General features: G+C 71.2%; 14 protein-coding genes. 4 read left to right on the top strand and 10 right to left on the bottom strand.

Features of this window, described 5'->3' with window-relative positions; all coding sequences use genetic code 11:
* Positions 1-18: 18 nt before the first annotated feature.
* The 3 genes from ACP4IX_RS06140 to ACP4IX_RS06150 all read right to left on the bottom strand — a co-directional run bounded on the left by ACP4IX_RS06140 (position 19) and on the right by ACP4IX_RS06150 (position 5,103).
* The gene (locus ACP4IX_RS06140) at positions 19-777 is read right to left on the bottom strand and encodes an NUDIX hydrolase (protein WP_426521820.1); all 759 of its coding nucleotides are present in this window, start codon (positions 775-777) and stop codon (positions 19-21) included.
* A 131-nt stretch (positions 778-908) separates the two neighbouring features.
* Entirely contained in the window at positions 909-2,828 is a 1,920-nt protein-coding gene (locus ACP4IX_RS06145; RefSeq protein WP_426521819.1) for a glycogen debranching N-terminal domain-containing protein, read from the bottom strand.
* Positions 2,829-3,534: 706 nt separating this feature from the next.
* Positions 3,535-5,103, bottom strand: a complete 1,569-nt coding sequence (locus ACP4IX_RS06150) for a DUF4192 domain-containing protein (protein ID WP_426554938.1) — start codon at positions 5,101-5,103, stop codon at positions 3,535-3,537.
* Positions 5,104-5,278: 175 nt separating this feature from the next.
* Between ACP4IX_RS06150 and ACP4IX_RS06155 the strand changes: the two genes are divergently transcribed.
* Together ACP4IX_RS06155 and ACP4IX_RS06160 are read left to right on the top strand one after the other, a co-directional pair.
* The gene (locus ACP4IX_RS06155; protein ID WP_426554939.1) at positions 5,279-7,444 is read left to right on the top strand and encodes a RecQ family ATP-dependent DNA helicase; all 2,166 of its coding nucleotides are present in this window, start codon (positions 5,279-5,281) and stop codon (positions 7,442-7,444) included.
* A gap of 279 nt (positions 7,445-7,723) precedes the next feature.
* Positions 7,724-8,338 (top strand): hypothetical protein, encoded by a 615-nt coding sequence (locus tag ACP4IX_RS06160; RefSeq protein ID WP_426521816.1) that lies wholly within the window; start codon positions 7,724-7,726, stop codon positions 8,336-8,338.
* A 191-nt stretch (positions 8,339-8,529) separates the two neighbouring features.
* Here the strand turns inward: ACP4IX_RS06160 and ACP4IX_RS06165 are convergent, their stop codons facing one another.
* The 3 genes from ACP4IX_RS06165 to ACP4IX_RS06175 all read right to left on the bottom strand — a co-directional run bounded on the left by ACP4IX_RS06165 (position 8,530) and on the right by ACP4IX_RS06175 (position 10,634).
* Positions 8,530-9,162 carry a hypothetical protein gene (locus ACP4IX_RS06165; protein ID WP_426521815.1) on the bottom strand — a complete coding sequence of 211 codons (633 nt, stop codon included), beginning with the start codon at positions 9,160-9,162 and terminating at the stop codon, positions 8,530-8,532.
* A gap of 68 nt (positions 9,163-9,230) precedes the next feature.
* The gene (locus tag ACP4IX_RS06170) at positions 9,231-9,932 is read right to left on the bottom strand and encodes a ribonuclease HII (RefSeq protein ID WP_426521814.1); all 702 of its coding nucleotides are present in this window, start codon (positions 9,930-9,932) and stop codon (positions 9,231-9,233) included.
* Positions 9,933-10,013: 81 nt separating this feature from the next.
* Positions 10,014-10,634, bottom strand: coding sequence for a TetR/AcrR family transcriptional regulator (locus tag ACP4IX_RS06175; RefSeq protein WP_426554940.1), 621 nt, complete (start codon positions 10,632-10,634; stop codon positions 10,014-10,016).
* Between the two features lie 187 nt (positions 10,635-10,821).
* Between ACP4IX_RS06175 and ACP4IX_RS06180 the strand changes: the two genes are divergently transcribed.
* On the top strand, positions 10,822-12,369 hold the full coding sequence (locus ACP4IX_RS06180) for an MFS transporter (RefSeq protein ID WP_426554941.1): 1,548 nt from the start codon (positions 10,822-10,824) through the stop codon (positions 12,367-12,369).
* 263 nt (positions 12,370-12,632) lie between these two features.
* Here the strand turns inward: ACP4IX_RS06180 and ACP4IX_RS06185 are convergent, their stop codons facing one another.
* The 3 genes from ACP4IX_RS06185 to ACP4IX_RS06195 all read right to left on the bottom strand — a co-directional run bounded on the left by ACP4IX_RS06185 (position 12,633) and on the right by ACP4IX_RS06195 (position 14,939).
* Positions 12,633-13,538: an ADP-ribosylglycohydrolase family protein gene (locus ACP4IX_RS06185; protein ID WP_426554942.1), complete on the bottom strand. Its 906-nt coding sequence runs from the start codon at positions 13,536-13,538 to the stop codon at positions 12,633-12,635.
* A gap of 12 nt (positions 13,539-13,550) precedes the next feature.
* Entirely contained in the window at positions 13,551-14,210 is a 660-nt protein-coding gene (locus ACP4IX_RS06190; RefSeq protein WP_426521810.1) for a histidine phosphatase family protein, read from the bottom strand.
* A 123-nt stretch (positions 14,211-14,333) separates the two neighbouring features.
* Positions 14,334-14,939, bottom strand: coding sequence for a YdbC family protein (locus ACP4IX_RS06195; RefSeq protein WP_426521809.1), 606 nt, complete (start codon positions 14,937-14,939; stop codon positions 14,334-14,336).
* A 159-nt stretch (positions 14,940-15,098) separates the two neighbouring features.
* Here ACP4IX_RS06195 and ACP4IX_RS06200 point away from each other — a divergent pair, with 159 nt between their 5' ends.
* Entirely contained in the window at positions 15,099-15,632 is a 534-nt protein-coding gene (locus ACP4IX_RS06200) for a TerD family protein (protein ID WP_426521808.1), read from the top strand.
* A gap of 128 nt (positions 15,633-15,760) precedes the next feature.
* Here the strand turns inward: ACP4IX_RS06200 and ACP4IX_RS06205 are convergent, their stop codons facing one another.
* The gene (locus ACP4IX_RS06205) at positions 15,761-18,658 is read right to left on the bottom strand and encodes a vitamin B12-dependent ribonucleotide reductase (protein WP_426521807.1); all 2,898 of its coding nucleotides are present in this window, start codon (positions 18,656-18,658) and stop codon (positions 15,761-15,763) included.
* Positions 18,659-18,706 lie beyond the last annotated feature (48 nt).

An 18,706-nucleotide genomic window follows, 5' to 3' on the forward strand; every position in this document is an offset into this window, starting at 1 on the left:
TGCCGGCCGGGCTCGCCGTCACACCTCGGGGCGCAGCATCGGAGGGTTGAGGAGAGTCGCGCCGCCGGCCCGGAAGAGCTGGGCGGGACGCCCGCCCTGGCGAGTGGTCGTGCCGCCGGTAGGGACGAGGAAGCCCGGCGTACCCGTCACCTTGCGGTGGAAGTTGCGCGGGTCGAGTGCCACGCTCCACACCGCCTCGTAGACGCGACGCAATTCGCCGACGGTGAACTCGGGCGGGCAGAACGCGGTGGCCAGCGACGAGTACTCGATCTTGGAGCGAGCTCGCTCCACCCCGTCCGCCAGGATCTGGGCGTGGTCGAAGGCGAGCGGCGCCACAGGCTCGCTGTCACGGCCGTGACCAGCCTGCTCCAGCAGTTCCTCGACCGGCGCCCAGCGCGCGTTGCTGGCGTCACCGCCCGCCCGTGGCGCGGGCAGGTCGGGAGCGAGCGCGAGGTGGGCGACACTGACCACGCGCATCCGGGGGTCCCGCTCGGGGTCGCCGTACGTCGCGAGCTGTTCCAGGTGGGCACCGTTGTCCTGGGTGGGTGCGACGGGGTCGTGGACACACAGGCCCGTCTCCTCGGCCAACTCCCGCGCCGCCGCCTGCGCGAGATCCTCGTCGGCCCGTACGAAACCGCCGGGCAGGGCCCAGCGGCCCTGAAACGGCGGCTCGCCCCTGCGCACCGCCAGCGCGCACAGGGAGTGGCGGCGCACGGTCAGCACGACCAGGTCCACGGTGACGGCGAAGGGCGGAAAGGCTGACGGGTCGTAGGGCATGCGGCGATCATAGTCGTCTGCCTGACGATAAACACTCCCTTCGCCGTCCGCTTCGGCGACTGATCCGCTTGGCTCCGGCGTGCGTCCCACCGCTGCCTCCCGGTCCCCGTGCGGGGCCACGTCGTTCCTGGTCAGGCTCCTAGTTGCAGTCCGTCGGCGGCCTCTTCGACCATGGCCAGGCCGAGCCGGCCGACCCGCACGGAGAAGGGTGCGCCGGCGACCCGCAGCCCCGTCAGCCCGAGCTCCCCCAGCGGTGCGCTGCGTACAGGGCGCAGGGTGACGGACCCGGCCGGGGCGTCCGGACGAATGCCTACGAGCGTCGTCAGCAGCAGCACCCCGGCGGCGGCAGCGGTGGCGGCGGGACGGCAGGCCGCCGGATGCGGCAGGGGAGCACTCGCACCGGTGCGCTGCTCCCCCGCGTACATCTCCGGCAGGCGGTGGCCGAAGGTGCCGGCCGCGGCCAGTACGCCGCGCAGCAAGGAGCCCGCTTCCTTCTCGTGACCGGCGGTGGCCAGACCCGCCACCGCAACCGCCGTCTCCTGGACGCGTACGGCCCCCGCGCGGTGCCCGAAGGGGTTGTATCCCGCTTCCTTCGAGGCCAGTCCGCGCAGACCCCAGCCCGAGTCCATGGCCGGACTGCCCAGCAGGCGGGCGAGTTGGCCGGTCTGCACCGCGTCGAGCAGGCCCGGGGCCGCGACGCCCCCGCCGAGCAGTCCGGTGTCGAGGAGGTGAGCCGCGGCCGCGCTCAGGTGCGGCACGAGGCGTCCGTCCGGGGCCCGGGCCGCCGCCGGCCGTCCGCCCGCCGGGTTGTCGATCCAGAAATCCCGCCGGAACGCCGTCCGCAGGCTCCGGGCCCACTGCCGCAGTCCGTCACCGCCCGGTCTGCCGAATGCGTCGAGCAGCTCGGCACCGAGCAGGGCGGCGCGGTGGGCGTGCGCCTGGGTTTCGCAGCGGACGGGGCCGTCGGGGTGCGGATCGGGTACGTACGTGCCGTCCCCGGCGGTGGTGCGCAGCCAGTTCAGACACCGCTCGGCCGCCGGCATCAGCTCCCTCGTCTCGTGCTCGCCGAGCCCCCAGCGGCGGGCCTCCGCGAGGAGCACGGGGAAGAGGAGGGTCGCCTCGGTGCCGGTGCAGCCCGGTGGCAGGTGCGGGCCGGCGTCACGTCTGGGTCCGGGGATCATGCCGGCCCGCGGGCCGGGGCCGCGATGCTGGGTGCGGGCGAGGGCGCGCAGCGTACCCGCGGCCAGCCGGGTGCCGAGGGGGAGCGCCATCCGGGCGGCGGCGAGTGCCTCGGCGGGGGCCGGGCCACAGCGCCAGGGGACGCCGGCCGCGAGATGGACGTCGGCGGGGTGCGCGGGATCGCGCAGCATCAGGGCTCGGAGATCCTCGATGCCGGTCCGCAGGAGGGCCGTGACTGCCGGGTCGTCGCCGGTGGCGTGTGCGGAGGCCAGCGGGTCGGCCGCCGTGCGGCCCACCGCCCGGAGCGGGCCCGCACCGTCCGGTCGTACGCGCAGCTCGATGCTCGTGCTGCCGCCCGGGGGCAGTACCAACTCCCACCGCAGCAGTCCCGCGGCGGCCAGCGCGTCGGCGGGCGACGGGACTGCTGTGACCGACACACTGCCCGCGGTACAGGACCACCGCAGACCGGAATCGTGGACGCTGGCCGGCAGGTCGGGGCCCGCACTGCCCGCGGCGATCGATCCCAGGTCCGCCAGATCCGTACCGAGGGCCACCTCGACCGGCAGCCGCAGCGGGCGGTGTGCCCAACTGCGCAGCGTTATCCGCTCCGTTCCGTCGGCGTCCCGGACCCGCTCGACCATGACGTCCGGGTCCGGCCCCGGCGCGGACGTCGTCCGCAGCGTTCCCACGAAGAGGGCGCGGCCGGCGCCCGTCATCCGGGCCTGCGACGGAACCGGCTCCCGCCCGGCCACGCGAAGACGGCACCGGGAGAGCAGGCGCCGACCGGCACGGTAGAAGCCTTCCAGGCCGAGGCCGGTCAGCTGCCCCTGTTCCGTGGAGATCACGAGAGCGGGGAGGGCCACCCCGATCATGGTTCGGTGGATGGGCGGCAGGTTCCCGCCCCTGTGCGGCATCGCAGGCGGCGCGCTCCGAGCAGCGACCGGCTCCGTATGCGACCGTGTCGGGGGCAGGGGCGGCGTCGGCCGGGGTCGGACCAGCGGCGGGCCGAGGTTCCTGCCCTGCCCCGAGCCGCGTTTGCTGACAGGCGCCATGGCCGCGGCGAAGGACGGCAGCGTCGCCCTCCGGCCGGCGGCAACGCTGTCCGCGGCGGCGGACGATGGAGTCGGCTCGTGCACGGGGAGGCTCCCTCTCAGTTCTCTCTGCGCCTCGGGGGAACGGCGCCGTATGTGGTGGTTCGGCCTGGCGGGTACGGTGCGACGCAGCGTCCGGGACGGCCCGGGCGTTACGCCACTCAGGTGAACGGAGGGGGTGTCCCCCGGGTCACGCCCGAGGTGGTCGCCCGGTCGGCGGGGGCCCGAGCCGCGGGCCGTCTCCCGCCTGGAACGCCGGTGCGTGCCGAACGGCCACGACCGGAGGGTGACGCGGGGCAACGCACAACAGCAGGACCGCAAGACCGCAAGACCGCAGGACAGCAAGACCGCGGGACAGCAGGACATCAGCAGGAACCCCTGGTCGGCCTGACGCCCAGTCGGCCACAGCGTCGCGGCTTGCCGTCTTCCCTCACTGGCCCGAGCCTGTCTCCTGCCCGGCGCAGCGCCCTCGGCCTGACGGACACGGTCACCTCATCGGAGTCGCTCGCCGCCCCCCTTCGGTGCCTGGTTCTCCCCCGCCCGTTCCCTCCGCGCACGCGTCCTTCCGGCCCGTGGCCCCCGCTCCCGCCCCCGAGGGGCGCGACCGCGTACGGCCGGTCCGCGCGCTGCCCGGGCGGTCGCCGCCCGCCGAGTTGCCGGGACGCCCGCTTTTCGCGCCCGGCTCACGCGCCTGCGTCCTCGCACGACGACGGATCGCGCCGACCGGGGTCAGGGAGCGCGTGCGGCGCCGACGGCCACCAGGCGTCTGCGAAGCGGACGAGGCCTCGGTCACCTCGCTGTCCGCGGACCCGCGGGCCTGCTCTTCACCACCCGATACGCCGCCTCCCGGGCCCGCACGGCCGCCACGCTCCGCACGCAGACAGCGGCGGACCGACTCGGGATCGAGGCCCTCGTTGCACGCCTGGTGCAGGAGCCGGGCGAAGAGGTAGTCCGGATCTGCGCCGAGCGCCATGGCCAGAGCCTCGCGGGCCTCCAGTTCGTCGCCGGTGGACCAGGCGACCCATCCCGCGAGGGTGAGGGGCGCGGCCGCGTGTTCGCCGTACGATCCGACGCAGCGGCGGGCCAAGGCCCGCCACAGGCGCAGCGCGGGGCCCGCCTCGTCACCCTCCATCCACTCAGCCGCGCGGTCACGTGTCGTGCGGTCCTGGAGGCCGAGGATCAGCGCCGCCGACTCGTCATGACCGAGCAGTTGGTCGTCGCGCAGATCCTCGGCCGGGACGCCGGAGACGGGCGGTGCCTCGGCGAGGCGTCGCATGACCCGCTGCGCCAGGTCCAGCGTCTCCTCGGCCACCTGCGAACGGCCGGTGTCGTCGAGGATCCGGGAGACCAGCACCATGGCGGCCGCGTCCAGTGCCGCCTCCTGTTCGAGTGCCGCGGCGTCCTCCCGGGGAAGCAGCCTCGCCCGCAGCTCGCTCAGTGAACCACGCACCTGGATACCGGCGTAGGTGGCCGCCGCGGCCAGCACGGACGTGCCCGGCGGTCCCATGGGGGTCCCCTCGGCCGGGCAGCAGACGGCGTCGTCGCAGCAGTACGACCAGAAGCGCCCGGCCGAGATGCACAGCGCCTCGACCACGGGTACGTCGAGGGTGCCGCATGCGACGCGCAGCCGCTGGGCCAGCGGCCGCAGTCGCTCCATCACCTCTCGGCCGGTCTCCCCACGCGCCGGTTCCTGACAGAGGTAGGCGACCATCTGCTCGGGCCGCACCCCTCGTCGCTCGCTGCCGGTCACCAGGCCGTGGACCAGTTGTCCGGCCGCGCCCGCCCAGTCGTCCACGTCCGCCGGAATGCCGAGCCGGGCCCGGCCGCCGAAACGGCCCCGTCCGTCCCTGTCGCGCAGGGCGACCAGGACGATGCTGTCCTCGGGGCGGTATCCGAGGAGGTACGGCAGGGCGTCGGCCAGTTCGGCGGGGGTACGCAGAGTGACCTGGTGCTCGTCGCCGGGGCCCTCGTGCGGGCGGGCGGCGCGGCCCGGCTTCACGGGCTTCGAGACGTCGCCGTTCTCGGAGGATCCGGTCGTTTCGCTGTGGTTCGTCATGGGCCGACGATCTCGCGGATCACAAAGTTCCGCTTTGCCCTGTGGATAACTGCAATCAGGGACACGTCACACGCGTCCCTGCGACAGCCGCGTCCGCCTCGCTCCGCCCGACGGCCGCGCCCGCCCCGCACGCCCCATCGCCCGGCTGTCAGTCCTGTCCTGTTGTATGGAACGCATGGAGCACACGAGCAACGCGGATCTCCGGACAGCGGCCGACACGGTCCTCGCCCGCCTCGTCGGGGACGCCTCCGGCGCCGCCCGGCTGCGGGAGGACCAGTGGCGGGCGATCGAGGCGCTGGTCGCCGACCGGCGCCGGGCCCTGGTCGTCCAGCGCACGGGATGGGGCAAGTCCGCGGTCTACTTCGTGGCGACCGCGCTGCTGCGTGACCGCGGTGCCGGGCCCACGGTGATCGTCTCCCCGCTGCTCGCGCTGATGCGCAACCAGGTCGAGGCCGCGGCCCGGGCCGGCATCCGCGCCCGGACCATCAACTCCTCCAACACCGAGGAGTGGGACGCCGTCCAGGACGAGATCGCCGCGGGCGAGGTCGACGTACTGCTGGTGAGTCCCGAGCGGCTCAACAATCCGGACTTCCGCGATCAGGTGCTGCCCAAGCTCTCCGCCGCGACCGGTCTGCTCGTGGTGGACGAGGCCCACTGCATCTCCGACTGGGGCCACGACTTCCGCCCGGACTACCGGCGGCTGCGCACCATGCTCACCGACCTCCCGGCCGGCGTGCCCGTCCTGGCCACCACCGCCACCGCCAACGCACGCGTGACCGCCGACGTGGCGGAGCAACTCGGCACCGGCGGCACGTCGGACGCGCTGGTGCTGCGCGGGCCGCTGGAACGGGAGAGCCTCAGCCTGGCTGTGCTGCGGCTGTCCGACGCCGCGCACCGGATGGCCTGGCTGGCCGACCACCTCGACGAGCTGCCGGGATCCGGAATCATCTACACGCTCACCGTGGCCGCCGCCGAGGAGGTCACCGCCTTCCTGCGGCAGCGCGGCCACACCGTCGCCTCCTACACCGGCAAGACCGAGAACGCCGACCGGCAGCAGGCCGAGGACGACCTGCTCGCCAACCGGGTCAAGGCGCTGGTCGCCACTTCGGCGCTGGGCATGGGATTCGACAAGCCCGACCTGGGTTTCGTGGTGCACCTGGGATCACCTTCCTCCCCCATCGCGTACTACCAGCAGGTCGGCCGTGCCGGGCGCGGTGTCGAGCACGCGGAGGTGCTCCTGCTGCCGGGGAAGGAGGACGAAGCGATCTGGGAGTACTTCGCTTCGCTGGCCTTCCCGTCGGAGGACCTGGTGCGCCGCACGCTCGACATCCTCGCCCACGCGGAACGCCCCTTGTCGCTGCCCGCCCTGGAGCCCCTGGTGGAGCTGCGCCGCTCCCGCCTGGAGACCATGCTCAAGGTCCTCGACGTGGACGGAGCGGTCAAGCGGGTCAAGGGCGGCTGGATCGCGACCGGGCGACCGTGGACGTACGACGCGGAGCGTTACGACTGGGTGGCGCGGCAGCGGAGAGCCGAACAGCAGGCGATGCGCGACTACGCCTCGACGACGGACTGCCGGATGGAGTTCCTGCAACGCCAACTGGACGACGAGGGGGCCAAACCCTGCGGCCACTGCGACAACTGCGCGGGTCCGCGCTTCACCGCGGACACCTCCACCGACGCTCTCGACGCCGCGCGGGTCGACCTCGGCCGGGCCGGCGTGGAGGTGGAGCCGCGCCGCATGTGGCCGACCGGGCTTCCCGCGATCGGCGTCGATCTGAAGGGGCGCATTCCGGCCGGGGAACAGGCCGGGCCGGGCCGAGCGCTGGGCCGTCTGTGCGACATCGGCTGGGGCAACCGGCTGCGACCGATGCTCTCGGCCCAGACGCCCGACGGCCCGGTGCCGGACGATGTCGCGAAGGCCGTCGTGAGAGTACTGTCCGACTGGGCGACGGGACCCGGCGGCTGGTCCTCGGGGGCGGTCGACGGCCGGCCACGTCCCGCCGGAGTGGTGACCGTCGCCTCGCGCACCCGGCCGCAACTGGTCCACTCCCTCGGGTCACACATCGCCGAGGTCGGTCGGCTGCCACTGCTCGGTTCGGTCGAGTACACGGGTGAGGCTCCCAGAGCGTCGCGCAGCAACAGCGCGCAGCGGCTCAAGGCACTCGACGGCGCCCTCTCGGTGCCGCCCGCCCTCGCCGCCGCGCTCGCCGGCCTCGAAGGCCCGGTCCTGCTCGTGGACGACTACACCGAGACCGGCTGGACCCTCGCGGTGGCGGCCCGGCTGCTCCGCCGCGCCGGCGCCCAGGGAGTGTTGCCCATGGTCCTGGCCGTGCAGGGGTGATCGCCCACCGCGGGCGCAGGCGGGGCCGGAGTTCCGTGTGGCCCCGGGTGGCGCGTTCCGTGCGTCTCCCGGTGGCGCTCTGGGTAGGGATATAGGACGCACATCATCCGATAACGGCCGTCGGTCCCAATTGCTCGTTGCCGCATCCAAGTTCGACAGGAAGAATTGAAGTCCGCTCCCCGCACGGCTCTTCCGTGATCCGGCAGGGCTTCACTGCGGTGCGGGCTCCCTCACATCCGACCCCGCCCGCAGTGCGGGCGCGTAGCCGAAGGGAGGAACGTGACCTTCGGATTCGCTCCGTCCTCGGCGGCATCGTTGTCGTCGTCCGCCGCTTCCGCCACTCGCATGCTCGAACCGGCGGAGTGGGCAGCTGCCGGAATCCCGCTGCTGCGGAATCCGCGGGAGGTAGTCAGCGGGCTGCACTCGCGGCACCGCCCCAAGCCGGCGACCGCGGTCGTGGCCGTACTCGATCCGGACGAACGACTGCGTGCGAGCGCCTCGTTCACCAGTCACCGGGCCCCGGCCGACGGGTGGATGTTCCGCAACGCGCTGCTCTCCCAGTTGCGCCGGGTGATCCCGCACGATCTGCGCCGCCGCACTCCGGTGCGCACCGCCGTCCTGCTCTACTGCCGCGAGGGCGACGCGCGTTGGACCGAAGAGGACGGCGCGTGGATGTGGGGACTGCGGGACGCGTGCACGTTGCACGGACTGCGCTGCGGCGCGTACATCACGCTGACCCGTGACGGCTGGCAGGTCCTCGGCGAGGGCCGTGGCGGGCGCCGCCCGAACACGGCGTCCACGCCGGAGCCCTTCGCCATGTCGGAGACGCCTCCCCCGTCACCGCGGACCGGCGGTGTTCCGTCGGACGTGCTGCGCCGGGCGGCCGCTCGCTGAGCGTCACGGACACGGGGTGCTCCGGCACCGGGCCGTGACGTCCAGGCCGATGTCCAGGCAAGGAAACACCCGGCCACGCCCGTACGCCGCCCAGCGAACGCCGGTCGCCCCGGCACGCGAGGGCACCCTGTGCGGGGGCCGGTACGGCGACCCATGCGTCGCACCGGTGCCCCCGCACGCGACGGTAGGACTCAGACGCCCGCGCCCAGCACCGAGTTGATCCGCTGCGGGTCACCGCAGACGATCAGCAGGGCACCGGCCCGGGAGTGGGCCACGGACAGGGCGGTGACAGCGGCGGCTTCGGGGCCTCCGTTGATCGCGACCACGACCACGGCCCGCGACGCGGCACGGTCCGCGACGGCGGCGTCCGCGTAGAAGACGTCGTCGCCCGCGTCGTGCTGCGCCCAGTAGGCGGCATCGCCGAAGGACAGTTCGTGGGCGGCCCACGGGTGTGGTTCGCCGGTGGTGATCACCAGCACGTCACCGGGGGTGCGGCCCGAGTCCAGCAGAAGGTCCACAGCCTCTTCGGCGGCGTCGAGCGCGCCTTCGGGAGAGGCCGGGACCAGCTGGATCTGCGGGGCGGCCGGGGTGGCTGCCGGAGCAGCCGGACCGGACGGGCCGGGTTTGGCCGCGGCGGCGTCGCGCGACGCGCGTTGCGTCGGAGGCGCCGGCCGCGCGGGGCCGGGACGGCCGGGGCGCGGCGGTGCCGCGGGACGGGGGCCGGGTACGGGGCGGGGGGTCGACGCGGTGCGGCCGCTGGCCGGAGTGGCGCGGGGACCCTGGGCCTTCTCGTGAATCTGAGGCTCCTCGGGACTGAGAGGCATGAGCTGATTTTTATCAAACGTTGGTGCGGCTCGCGTCGGCGGGTGGCACATGCCTGCGAGCGGATCTTTCAGAAATCGAATCCGAGCTGACCCTCGATTTCCGGAAGGCTTCCGTCCACCCCGCTACGGACCTTCTTGAGGTGCCGCCACTGGGGCAGCGCATCAAGATACGCCCACGACAACCGGTGGTGCGGGGTGGGTCCCCGCTCCTCCAGCGCGGACTTGTGCACGGGCGACGGATACCCGGCGTTGTCCGCAAAACCGAAGTCTGCATGGTCGATACCCAGTTCGGCCATCATTTTGTCGCGCTGGACCTTGGCGAGCACGGAAGCAGCCGCGACGGCCACGCAGGACTGGTCGCCCTTGATCACCGTGCGAACCTTCCAAGGCGCCCCGAGATAGTCGTGCTTGCCGTCGAGGATGACGGCGTCGGGGCGGATCGGCAGGGCCTCCAGGGCACGGACCGCCGCCAGTCGCAGCGCCGCGGTCATTCCCAGGGCGTCGATCTCCTCCGGAGAGGCGTGCCCCAGTGCGTAGGACGTCACCCAGGTCTGCAGCTCCACGGCGAGTTCGGTGCGTCGCTTGATGGTGAGCAGCTTGGAATCGGTGAGGCCGGCCGGGGGCCGACGCAGTCCGGTGATCGCGGCGCAGACGGTCACCGGACCGGCCCACGCACCGCGCCCCACCTCGTCGACACCGGCAATGATCTTTGCTCCGGTCGTAGCGCGGAGAGAGCGCTCGACGGTGTGAGTAGGTGGTTCGTACGGCATGGCGCCCTTAGCCTACGCCGCCCCGAACCTCCGGCGACACCCCGGCTCCCCAAACGGGACCCGGGCCCGCGAAGCCCGGGTTCAGACCGCGTCCGGCCGCAGCAGCGGAACCATCAGCTGGTCGATCATCTCCTCGATCTCCTGGTCCGTCCATTCACTTCCACAAACCTTCGACCGGTACATCATCATCGCCGGGATGGCGTCGAAAACGTATCCGTTGGACGCTTCCCGCCGGACCTCTCCCCGCTCTATTCCGCGGTTGACGACCTCGCGGAGCACCGCGAGGGTCGGCTCGATCACCCCTGAAACGATCACCGCATGGAAGCGTTCCGCCTGCACGCTGTCGCATTCGTGAATCACTGACCGCAAGGCGAATCCAGAGCGGGAGTACATCGCGTCGCGGGCCCTCCGGCACAGCACCAGGAGATCCTCGCGCACACTCCCGAGGTCGGGCACCGCGTCGAAGCGCGGCAGTCCGGACCGCAGCGCGTCCGCGACGAGATCCTCCTTGGACGGCCAGCGGCGGTAGACCGCCGCCTTGCCGGTCCGGGCTCCGGCGGCCACGCCCTCCATCGTCAGGCCGTTCCAGCCGACGGTGCCGAGCTGTTCCAGCGCGGCGTCGAGGATGGCGCGTTCGAGGACCGCGCCACGCCGGCGGGAGGGCGTCCGGGCGGAGGCGGCCGCCCAGTGCGAAGCAACCATGTCGAAGGTCTCCAGGATGCGGGGAAATCGGTCTTCCGGGGACAGGGCGGGCGTCGCACGACCACCACGGGGGACGGGTCGCACGACGGCACATCAAGTGAACGCTTGCGTTCACTGTTGGCGAGTCACTAACGTTGGCGCAACAGTGAACGTGATCGTTCACTAAGTCATTCGTGGGGGACACACAGTGGCAACCTCTTCCCTGATCCGAGACCAAAAGCCGGGAGCGGCCCGCCGGGACGGGCGTCCCGGCATCGCGCTCACCGTCATCGCGGCCTGCCAACTCATGGTGGTACTCGACGCGACGATTGTGAACATCGCCCTCCCGCACATTCAAGAGGCGCTCAGCTTCAGCACCACCGACCTCACCTGGGTCGTCAGCGCCTACACACTCACCTTCGGCGGTCTGCTGCTGCTCGGCGGCCGTGCCGGTGACATCCTCGGCCGTCGCCGGGTCTTCATGACCGGCATCCTGCTGTTCACCTTCGCCTCGCTGCTCGGCGGCTTCGCCCAGGAGCCCTGGCAGCTGCTGGCAGCGCGCGTCCTGCAAGGTGTGGGAGGCGCGATCGCGTCGCCCACGTCGCTCGCCCTCATCACCACCACCTTCCCCGAAGGGCCGGCACGCAACCGGGCCTTCGGTGTCTTCGCCGCCGTCTCCGCAGGCGGCGGCGCCATAGGCCTGCTGGCGGGCGGCATGCTCACCGAGTGGCTCGACTGGCGCTGGGTACTCTTCGTCAACGTGCCGATCGGCGTACTGATCGCCGTGCTCACCCCGCTGTACATCAGCGAGTCCGAGCGGCACTCCGGACGCTTCGACATCGCCGGGGCGGTGACCTCGACAGCGGGTATGGCATCCCTCGTCTATGGCTTCATCCGTGCCGCGGACGAGGGCTGGCGGGACGGGCTGACCATCGGTTCCTTCGCGGCCGCGGTGGTCCTGCTGTTCTCCTTCGTGTTCATCGAGTCGCGGGCCAAGGAGCCGATCACCCCGCTGCGGATGTTCGCCGATCGCAATCGCTCCGGCACCTACGTGATCATGCTGAGCCTGGCCGCGGCGATGTTCGGCATGTTCTTCTACATCGTGCTGTTCGTTCAGAACGTACTGGGCTACACCCCCATCCAGGCCGGTCTGGCCTTCCTGCCGGTCACGGTCGTGATCGCGCTCGGCGCGGGCCTGTCGCAGCGGTTCCTGCCGGTGTTCGGCCCGAAGCCGTTCATGCTCGTGGGCTCGGCGCTCGCCGCGATCGGGCTCGGCTGGCAGGCCCTCATCAGCTCCGACAGCACCTACGTCGGCGGCGTCCTCGGGCCGATGCTGATCTTCGGGTTCGGCATGGGGCTGAACTTCGTGACGCTGACGCTGACCGCCGTTTCCGGGGTCGCCCAGCACGAGGCGGGCGCGGCGTCCGGCCTGCTCAACGCGATGCAGCAGGTGGGCGGCTCGATCGGCCTCGCCATCCTGACGACGATGTTCGGCACGGCCACCAAGGACGAGGCGGAGAAGCAGGGGGCGGACTTCCTCACCAACGGTTCGGCGGAGCAGAAGGCGGAATTCGCCCAGACGCACCAGCTGCCGGCGCCCTGGGGACACGAAGTGCTGGCGCAGGGCATATCGGCGGCCTTCTTGCCGGCTGCCGTGATGGCCGTACTCGCCCTGGCCACGGCCTGGCTGGTGATCCGGGTACGCAAGAGCGACCTGGAGGCGCTGTCCGGCTCGGCCGGGCCGGGGATGGGCTGACCGGGCGGTACCCCGGACCGGGCGGTGTCCACCGGCGGGCGTCATGGGCGCTCGCCGGTGCCCGCGCCGTCGGCACCCGGTCCGCAGCGTGCCGGACCGGGAGAGCAAGACGAAGAACAGCGGCGCGACGACCGACACCAGCGGCAACCACCCCATGCCCTACCCCCTCGTGACACTCCCGGCCAGGCTCACTCCCCGCACAACGGTTGTCACGACAACGGACGAGCGGTCACGCAGAGTTCCCGTCGCATACGGAGAGTCCGCTAAGCCGGCGCCGGCATCCACTCGGGCAGCGCCTCGACCCGTCCCGCCCACTCGGGCGGCGGCGCTCCGGCCTCGCCCGCGGCGACCACCCCGCCCACGATGGCACAGGTCGTGTCCACATCCCCGCCGACCTGGGCGGTCGTCCAGAAAGCGTGCTCGTAGGCTCCGAGAGAGCGCGCCGCGGACCAGAGGGCGAAGGGAACCGTGTCGTGCGCGGTGGTACGCCTGCCGCAGCCCAGCACCGCCGCGACCGTGGTCGCGTCGCCGTAGTCGAGCATGTCCCGGGCGCGTCGCAGCCCGGCGCCGACCGCGCTCTTCGGCACCAGGGCGATCACCCCGTCCAGGAGCGCGTGGGGGGTGGGAGGGCCGCCGGGGTCCGCGGCCAGTGCGGCGGCCGCGGCGACCGCCATGGCGCCGACCACGGCCTCGCGGTGCTGATGCGTGGGGTAGGCCGAGATCTCCGCCTGATGGGTCGCCTGCTCCGGGTCGTCCGCGTACCAGGCGCCCAGGGGCGCGATGCGCATCGCGGCGCCGTTGCCCCAGGAGCCCTGGCCGTTGAACAGCGCGGCGGCGAGCTCGCGCCAGTCACCGCCTTCCCGGACCAGTCGCAGCAGCCGGTTGACGGCGGGGCCGTAGCCGCGGTCGACGTCGTGGTGCCGGGCGAAGGAGAGCGCCAGCGCGTCCTGGTCGATGCGGTGGTGGGCGGCCAGGACGGAGACCACGGAGCAGGCCATTTCCGTGTCGTCCGTCCACTGCCAGGTGCCGGGGGGCAGCTCGCGGCATTTCAGCAGCGGGTAGTTCGCCGGCAGGAAGAACTGTGAGCCCAGCGCGTCGCCCACCGACAGTCCGCGCAGGCTGGACAGGGCCCGGTCCAGGCGCCCGTCGGGAGATGAATGAGCGGTCATCGCCCTGCCACTCTATCCGGTGATCCCGTACGGTTCCGGATCTCGCCAGCGATCGAACGGACGGTCAAGGGTGTACTTGCCGTCGTCACCGAGAACGAGCATGCGCATCTCACCGTTCCCGGGGTTCGACAGCGACTCGAATTCCGCGACCGTCCAGTGGAACCACCGCATGCAGAACAGCCGCATCGCCAGGCCGTGGGTCACCAGGAGGACGTTCGGCGGATGGTCGGAGTCCTCGAAACTGCGGAACAGGCTCTCCAGGAAGCCGCCGACCCGGTCGTACACGTCGGCACCGGACTCGCCCTGGGCGAAGCGGTAGAAGAAGTGGCCGTAGGCGTCCCGGTAGGCCTTCTGCAGGCGTACGTCGTCGCAGTCCTGCCAGTTGCCCCAGTCCTGCTCACGCAGCCGGGGCTCCTCCCGTATCCGTATGAGTTCGGGATCGAGGCGGAAGGAGCGCAGTGTCTCGTGGGTCCGGCGGTACGGGGAGACGTACACGCTGACCCGCTCGTGGCCGAACACCTCGCGCAGCCTCCTGCCCGTCTCCTCTGCCTGCGCCCGGCCCCGTTCTGTGAGGGCCAGCGCGTGGTCGGGCTCGCGCTCGTACACGGAGTCATCGACATTGCCCGTCGACTCGCCGTGCCGGACAAGAACGATGCGCCGTGGTCGTGCCATGTCAGAACCCTAGATCGAAACGGACGGAGCCAAGCACTCGGACGGGCCCCGTACGGCGTACGTCACACAGTCTCCCCGTCCGGGTCGGCACCCGTCGGGCGCCGGGGCGGCCGGGATCCGATCTCAAACGGTCCACGAAGGTTCCAGCTGCACGATGTCCCCCGTCAGTGCCGCGACATCGGCCTCCGTCTGAGCCCGCAGGGCGAGCCGCTCCACCCTCTCGGTGCGGTACTTGCCGTGCTCGGCGGCCGACCGCCACATGGACAGCACCAGGTACTCGTTCCCCGGCGCCTCGCCGAACAGCCCGCGGACCATACCGGGCGAACCGGCCATCGCGGGATTCCAGACCTTCTCCTGCATGAGGACGTAGTGCTCGGCCCGCTCCTCGTGGACGCGACAGAGTGCCACCCGCAGCAGGTCGGCGTCGGTGAAGCGCGGTTCGAACCCGGTCTTCACGTCGAACCGGTAGTCGAAGAGACGTACCTGGGCATCCTTGAAGGTGCCTGCCTGGGCCGAGGCGAGCCGGTCGTGGGAACGGGCCATGAACGAGTCGTAGAAGGCACGGCTCTCCCAGAAGGCGAAGACATGCGCCACGTCCTGCCTCCCCCTGCTCCAGCCACCCCCCTGCCCCCGAAAACCCGGCTCCCCCGGAAGCCCCGCCCACTTCCGCTGCCCCCGCTCGAAACCGCGGCGGTCCACCACGGTGCAGCGAATCCACTTGACCAGCACCGCGCCATGGTAAGGCCAGGGAACGCGGTACCGGTCACTCTCCGCGGGACCGCTTGCCCGCACCAGGCTCGCTGCGCGTGGCAGGATGGGCAACCGACCGTGACCACTCGGCAGTTGAGGTGGCCGGGCAGGGACGCGGGACCAGGGAAGGGGATGTTCGTGAACCGCCTCAACAAGGGCATTCGCAAGGTCGAGGTCGCACTGCGGTGGGACCCCAGTCCGGCGGGGCAGCCGGCCGCCGACCTGGACGTCGTCGCCGGGACCTATCCGGTGGGTGACCCGTACGGCGACCCGGCCTATGTGGTGCACTTCGACAGCCGCTCCCCCGACGGCACCATCTATCTGAACCGGGACAGCCGGGACGGCAAGGGCTTCGGCTTCGACGAGGTCATGACGCTGGAGCTGGAGCGGCTCGACGCGCGGTACACGCGCGTGGTGGTGGGCGTCGCGATCCAGCAGCGCGCCGAGGACCGGACCTTCGCAGACGTGGGCAACCCGGGACTGCGCATCCGTGAGGGCTACACCGACCTTGCCACGGACGACTTCAGCGGGGTCCTGGGCGCGTCGGCGGCGACGGTCGCCGAGTTCGTCCGGGACGAGACGGGGGCATGGGAGTTCCGGGCCGGCGTCCACGGTTTCGAGGGGGATCCCGCGGCGTTCGCCGCCACGATGGGTGCGACACGCCGCCCCTGACAGCGCCCGGTGCGTGAGTAACCGGCGCATGAGCAGCCGGCGCATGAGCAGCCGGCGCATGAGCAGCCGGCGCATGAGTAAGGGGCGTCCGCCATGGCGGACGCCCCTTACTCATGTGGACCTACGGATCAGCTGCAACCGCTGGTCGAGCCGCAGCCCTCGCAGATGTAGCAGGAACCGGCTCGCTGCATCTTCGTTCCGCAGGAGAAGCACAGCGGGGCGTCGGCCTGGATGCCCAGCTGCATCTCCACCAGCTCGGCGCTGGTGTGAGCCTGCTGCGGAGCGGGCTTGGCCGCCTCGACCTCGGCCTTCGGCGTGACGACGGCCTTCAGCTCCTGGGCGCGCGGCGCCGACTGGGCCAGGCCCTCGACGTCGAGCTCGTCGTCGGACGGCTCGTACGAGCCCGTCTCCAGGTGGCGCTGACGCTCTTCGGCGGAGTGGATGCCGAGCGCGGAGCGCGTCTCGAAGGGCAGGAAGTCCAGCGCCAGGCGGCGGAAGATGTAGTCGACGATCGACTGCGCCATCCGCACGTCCGGGTCGTCCGTCATACCGGCCGGCTCGAAGCGCATGTTGGTGAACTTCGAGACGTACGTCTCCAGCGGCACGCCGTACTGGAGGCCGACGGAGACCGCGATGGAGAAGGCGTCCATCATTCCCGCGAGGGTCGAACCCTGCTTGGACATCTTCAGGAAGACCTCGCCGAGACCGTCGTCCGGGTAGGAGTTGGCGGTCATGTAGCCCTCGGCGCCGCCGACCGTGAAGGACGTGGTGATGCCGGGACGGCCCTTCGGGAGGCGCTTGCGTACCGGACGGTACTCGACGACCTTCTCGACCGTCTCGCGGATGGTCGCCTCGGCCTTCTCCGCGACGGCGTCCGTCGCGGACTTGTCCTTGGTCTTGGCGGAGAGGGGCTGGCCGACCTTGCAGTTGTCGCGGTAGATCGCGAGCGCCTTGACGCCCATCTTCCAGGCCTCGAAGTAGACCTCCTCGACGTCCTCGACGGTCGCCGACTCCGGCAGGTTGACCGTCTTGGAGAGGGCGCCGGAGATCCACGGCTGGATGGCGGCCATCATGCGGACGTGTCCCATCGCGGAGATGGAACGCTCGCCCATGGCGCAGTCGAAGACCTCGTAGTGCTCGTGCTTGAGGCCGGGGGCGTCGATCACGTTGCCGTGCTCGGCGATGTGGGCGACGATCGCCTCGATCTGCTCCTCCTGGTAACCCAGGCGGCGCAGGGCCTGCGGGACGGTGCCGTTGACGATCTGCATCGAGCCGCCGCCGACCAGCTTCTTGAACTTGACCAGGGCGAGGTCGGGCTCGAGGCCGGTGGTGTCGCAGGACATCGCCAGACCGATGGTGCCGGTCGGGGCGATGACGGACGCCTGGGCGTTACGGAAACCGTTCTTCTCGCCGAGGCGCAGCACGTCCTGCCAGGCCTCGGTGGCGGCGGCCCAGATCGGCGTGTCCAGGTCGTCCATACGGACGGCCTTGGCGTTCTCGTCGGAGTGCTGCTTCATGACCCGCAGGTGCGGCTGCGCGTTGCGGGCGTAGCCGTCGTACGGGCCGACGATCGCGGCGAGCTCGGCGGAGCGCCGGTACGACGTGCCGGTCATCAGCGAGGTGATGGCGCCGGCCAGGGCACGGCCGCCGTCGGAGTCGTACGCGTGGCCGGTCGCCATCAGCAGGGCGCCGAGGTTGGCGTAGCCGATGCCGAGCTGGCGGTAGGCGCGGGTGTTCTCGCCGATCTTCTGGGTCGGGAAGTCCGCGAAGCAGATGGAGATGTCCATCGCGGTGATGACGAGCTCGACGACCTTCGCGAAGCGCTCGGCGTCGAAGGACTGGTTGCCCTTGCCGTCGTCCTTCAGGAACTTCATCAGGTTCAGCGAGGCGAGGTTGCAGGACGTGTTGTCCAGGTGCATGTACTCGCTGCACGGGTTCGAGCCGTTGATCCGGCCGGACTCCGGGCAGGTGTGCCAGTGGTTGATGGTGTCGTCGTACTGGATGCCCGGGTCGGCGCAGGCCCAGGCGGCCTCGGCCATCTTGCGGAAGAGCGCCTTGGCCTCGACCTCCTCGATGACCTCGCCGGTCATGCGGGACGTCAGACCGAACTTGCCGCCGTCCTGGACGGCCTTCATGAACGTGTCGTTCACGCGGACCGAGTTGTTGGCGTTCTGGTACTGGACGGACGTGATGTCGTCGCCGCCCAGGTCCATGTCGAAGCCCGCGTCGCGCAGGGCGCGGATCTTCTCCTCCTCCTTGACCTTGGTCTCGATGAAGTCCTCGATGTCGGGGTGGTCGACGTCGAGGATGACCATCTTGGCGGCGCGGCGGGTGGCGCCACCGGACTTGATCGTGCCGGCGGAGGCGTCGGCGCCGCGCATGAAGGAGACCGGGCCGGAGGCGTTGCCGCCGGAGGAGAGCAGTTCCTTGGAGGAGCGGATCCGGGAGAGGTTCAAACCCGCGCCCGAACCCCCCTTGAAGATCATGCCCTCTTCCTTGTACCAGTCGAGGATCGACTCCATGGAGTCGTCGACGGACAGGATGAAGCAGGCGGACACCTGCTGCGGCTGGGGCGTGCCGACGTTGAACCAGACGGGGCTGTTGAAGCTGAAGATCTGGTGCAGGAGGGCGTAGGCCAGCTCGTGCTCGAAGATCTCGGCGTCGGCGGGCGAGGCGAAGTACTTGTGGTCCTCACCGGCCTTCCGGTACGTCTTCACGATGCGGTCGATGAGCTGCTTCAGGCTCACCTCGCGCTGCGGGGTGCCGACGGCGCCCCGGAAGTACTTGCTGGTGACGATGTTGACCGCGTTCACCGACCAGAACTCGGGGAACTCGACGCCACGCTGCTCGAAGTTGACCGAGCCGTCGCGCCAGTTGGTCATGACGACGTCACGACGCTCCCAGGCCACCTCGTCGTAGGGGTGGACTCCGGGAGTGGTGTGGACGCGCTCGACGCGGAGTCCCTTGCCCGCCTTGGTGCCCTTGGCGCGGGAACTCCGTGCCGGACCGCTCGCCGTCTCTGTCATGCCGCCTCCCATGTACGGGCGAAAACGCCCTGAAGTGCCCCGATTGTT

Origin of the sequence: Streptomyces sp. WG5 (genome assembly GCF_049974565.1) — a bacterium.
Classification (GTDB): Bacteria; Actinomycetota; Actinomycetes; order Streptomycetales; family Streptomycetaceae; genus Streptomyces.